The sequence below is a fragment of the Streptomyces sp. NPDC050121 genome (assembly GCF_044460385.1).
GTDB lineage: Bacteria > Actinomycetota > Actinomycetes > Streptomycetales > Streptomycetaceae > Streptomyces > Streptomyces soliscabiei.
Genome location: NZ_JBITJV010000103.1, coordinates 1 through 2,857, shown reverse-complemented (window position 1 = coordinate 2,857; position 2,857 = coordinate 1). Strand labels below are relative to the sequence as shown.

At 71.3% G+C, this 2,857-nt stretch carries 3 protein-coding genes and 1 pseudogene; 2 read left to right on the top strand and 2 right to left on the bottom strand.

The window, feature by feature from the left end:
• A partial coding sequence (locus ACIBTS_RS49270) for a 2-oxo acid dehydrogenase subunit E2 (protein WP_399328529.1) occupies positions 1-1,242 on the top strand: 1,242 nt, incomplete at its 5' end.
• A gap of 8 nt (positions 1,243-1,250) precedes the next feature.
• Here ACIBTS_RS49270 and ACIBTS_RS49265 read toward each other — a convergent pair.
• A complete protein-coding gene (locus tag ACIBTS_RS49265) occupies positions 1,251-1,856 on the bottom strand; it encodes a TetR/AcrR family transcriptional regulator (RefSeq protein WP_399328527.1) in 606 nt (201 codons plus the stop codon).
• Between the two features lie 143 nt (positions 1,857-1,999).
• Here ACIBTS_RS49265 and ACIBTS_RS49260 point away from each other — a divergent pair, with 143 nt between their 5' ends.
• A complete protein-coding gene (locus ACIBTS_RS49260) occupies positions 2,000-2,653 on the top strand; it encodes a TetR/AcrR family transcriptional regulator (RefSeq protein WP_319670062.1) in 654 nt (217 codons plus the stop codon).
• A 6-nt stretch (positions 2,654-2,659) separates the two neighbouring features.
• Here ACIBTS_RS49260 and ACIBTS_RS49255 read toward each other — a convergent pair.
• A pseudogene (locus ACIBTS_RS49255) lies at positions 2,660-2,857 on the bottom strand (short-chain dehydrogenase); the annotation flags it as partial.

The following is a 2,857-nucleotide window of genomic DNA, read 5'->3' as shown; positions in this document are numbered from 1 at the left end:
CTGGCCACCGACAAGGTCGACGTGGACGTCGAGGCGGAGGCCGGGGGGCTGTTCCACCCGGTGGTCGCGGCCGGGGCCACCGTGCCGGCCGGGGCCCTCATCGGCTGGCTGCTGGCCGAGGGCGAACAGCCACCGGACCCGGCGGGCATACCCACGCCGGTCGGGTCGGGGACCACTGCGCCCGCCCCCGCCGCCGGCGCGGCGCCCTCCGTGAACGGCACGGGTGAGAAGGGCATCGGTGACCGGCTTCTGTCCTCACCGAACGCCCGGAGGGTCGCCGCGGCTGCCGACGTCGACCTCACCGCCGTACGCGGCACCGGTCCCGGCGGACGGATCGTCTCCGAGGACGTGGAGGACTTCCTTGCGGCCGTGCCCGGCGACCTCGTCACCCTCGTCCCGTCGGGCGACACCCCCGCCTCACCCCTGGTCCGCAAGCTGGCGAAGGAGCGGGGCATCGATCTCTCCGAGGTGAACGGCACCGGTCCCGGCGGCCGCATCCGCAGAGCGGATCTGGATGGCGTCACTCCGGCACCCGAAGCCACTCCCGCTCGTCCCAGTGAGGTCATCCCGCTCACCGGGATGCGCGGCACCATCGCCCGCAGGATGCACGCCAGCCTCCAGGAGATGGCACAGCTGACGCACGGCTACGAGGTGCGGATGGACGCCGTGGTGTCCCTGCGGGACCGGCTCAAGGAGGAGTGGACCGACAGCGAACTGCCGGTCCCCAGCATCAACGACTTCCTGCTGAAGGCCGCGGCCCTGGCCCTGCGCGAGCACCCCCTGCTCAACGCGACGGTGCGGGAGGACGCCATTCATCTGCTCGACGAGATCCACCTGGGCTTCGCTGTGGCCGTCCCCGGCGGCCTCATGGTCCCCGTGATCGAGGACGCGGTGGCGCTGCCGCTGCCCGAGATCGCCCGCCGGTCGAGGGCTCTCGCCCAGGCCGCGCGCGAGGGGCGGATCTCGCCCGCGCAGCTGGAAGGGGCCACCTTCACGGTCACCTCGCTCGGCGGATACGGCGTCGACTTCTTCACCCCCGTGATCAACCCCGGCAACGTCGCGATCCTCGGCGTGGGCAGACTGAGGGACGGTGTCGAATGGGTGGACGACCGGCCGCTGCGGACACGGGTGCTCACCCTGAGCCTCACCTTCGACCATCGTGCCGTCGACGGGGCACCCGCCGCCGAATATCTGCGCACCGTAGGTGAGTTGCTGAGCAAGCCCCTTCGCCTGCTGGTGTGAGCCGTGGCCTATGCGGCCGGGTCGGCGATCCGCTCCGCGAGGTTGCCGACCTCGCGGACGAAGGAGCGGTGCCCCAGCGACCGGTAGACGTCGTCGCCCCGGACCTGCGAGATCGCCGCGGTCTCCAGCAGCGCCAGCAGGCCCAGGCCGATCACCGCCGCCTCGGCGTCGGAGACCGGCCTGCGGGCCTTGCGGATCAGCCGCACCAGTTCTTCCAGCAGTTCGGTACGGCTCTCCTGGCGCAGCGCCTCCGCGTCCTGGCTCATGCCGGCCGACGACACGAAGAAGACGGTGGCGGCGGACCGGTGTTCGCCCAGCCAGGCCAGCAGCGAGGTGATCGCCGCGCCGATGTCCGAGCCGGGTTCGTGGGCCTGAGTGAGTGCCTGCAACTGCTCGCGCAGCGCGGCGGCGAACACCCGCATCCCCTCCGCCAGGACCTGGTCCTTGGACGAGAAGTGGTAGTACACCGCTGCCGAGGTCATCTCCGCACGAGCGGCGATGTCGGCCACCGTCACCTCGTCCGGCGGCTGCGTGGCGAACAGCTCCGTGGCTGCGTCGATCACCCACTGCTTGCGCGACGGACGATGAGCGGCGCGGGTTCCGGACTTAGTCATGGTGTCAAGTATGCCGGGAGCCCGGTGCTCCGGAGGCACATGCGCAGCAGGAATTATGCCGTCGGGTGGGAGGAGTTACTGGATACAATGGTCAGTACGCAGGGCCCACGGACGCGGGTTCACGGCAGTCGGCAGGGAGCATGATGGCCACCACGAAGAACGGCAAACAGCCCGCCCACCGGCCCTCGCGGCGGCAGCACATCATCTCCGCCGCCGTGCGGGTGTTCGGCCGCAACGGATTCGCGGAGACCAGCATCCAGGACATCGCCGACGAGGCACAGGTGGTGCCCACCGCCGTCTACTACCACTTCGACGGCAAAGAGGAGTTGCTCGAACTTGCGATGCGACGGGTCTTCGACCAGCTGAACGCGGTCGTGGAGGCGGCGCGTCCGGAGTCCGAGCCGGGTGATGCGGAGGGCCTGGTCCGCGTCATCGACGCGGTGTGGGACTGGGTGGAGCAGAACCCGGACGAAGCCCGTCTGTACCAGGTCCAGGTGGCCTCCGCCAACGGCAGCGTCAAGGTGCTGCGGGACGAGTTCGAGCAGCGGCATGTCCAGCGTGGCTACGACTATCTGCCCGAGGGCACCACTCGCAGCCCCCGGGCGGCGAAGGCCCGGCACGCGGGGCAGGCGCTCGCGGTCCGCACACTGATCAGCACGACCATGCTCGTCACGGCGCTGCGGGCGGAGGGAGGACCGTTGTCCCAGCTGCCCTCCCGGTCCGTGCTGGAGGCGGTCAGGGCGCTGGCGCTGCGCATCGTCGGCGCCGAGGAGAAGCCGGCCCCGTCCGGGACCTGAGGCGGTTCACCAGGGCAGTGGCCTGCGGCCGGCGAACAGCCCGCCCGTCGTCTCGTCGCCCTCGGGAAGGGTCGCCAGCCAGACCGGGGTGTCCGCCCCTTCCTCCGGGCCGCGCGGAGCGGACGGCCCGCCCATGCCGCTGCGGGTCCAGCCGGGGTCGGCGGCGTTGACCAGCACGCCCGTGCCGGACAGTTCGGCCGCGAG

Coding starts and splice junctions, on each gene's coding strand:
- ACIBTS_RS49260 (WP_319670062.1), top strand. CDS start 2,000: ATGGCCACCACGAAGAACGGCAAACAGCCCGCCCACCGGCCCTCGCGG.
- ACIBTS_RS49265 (WP_399328527.1), bottom strand. CDS start 1,856: ATGACTAAGTCCGGAACCCGCGCCGCTCATCGTCCGTCGCGCAAGCAG.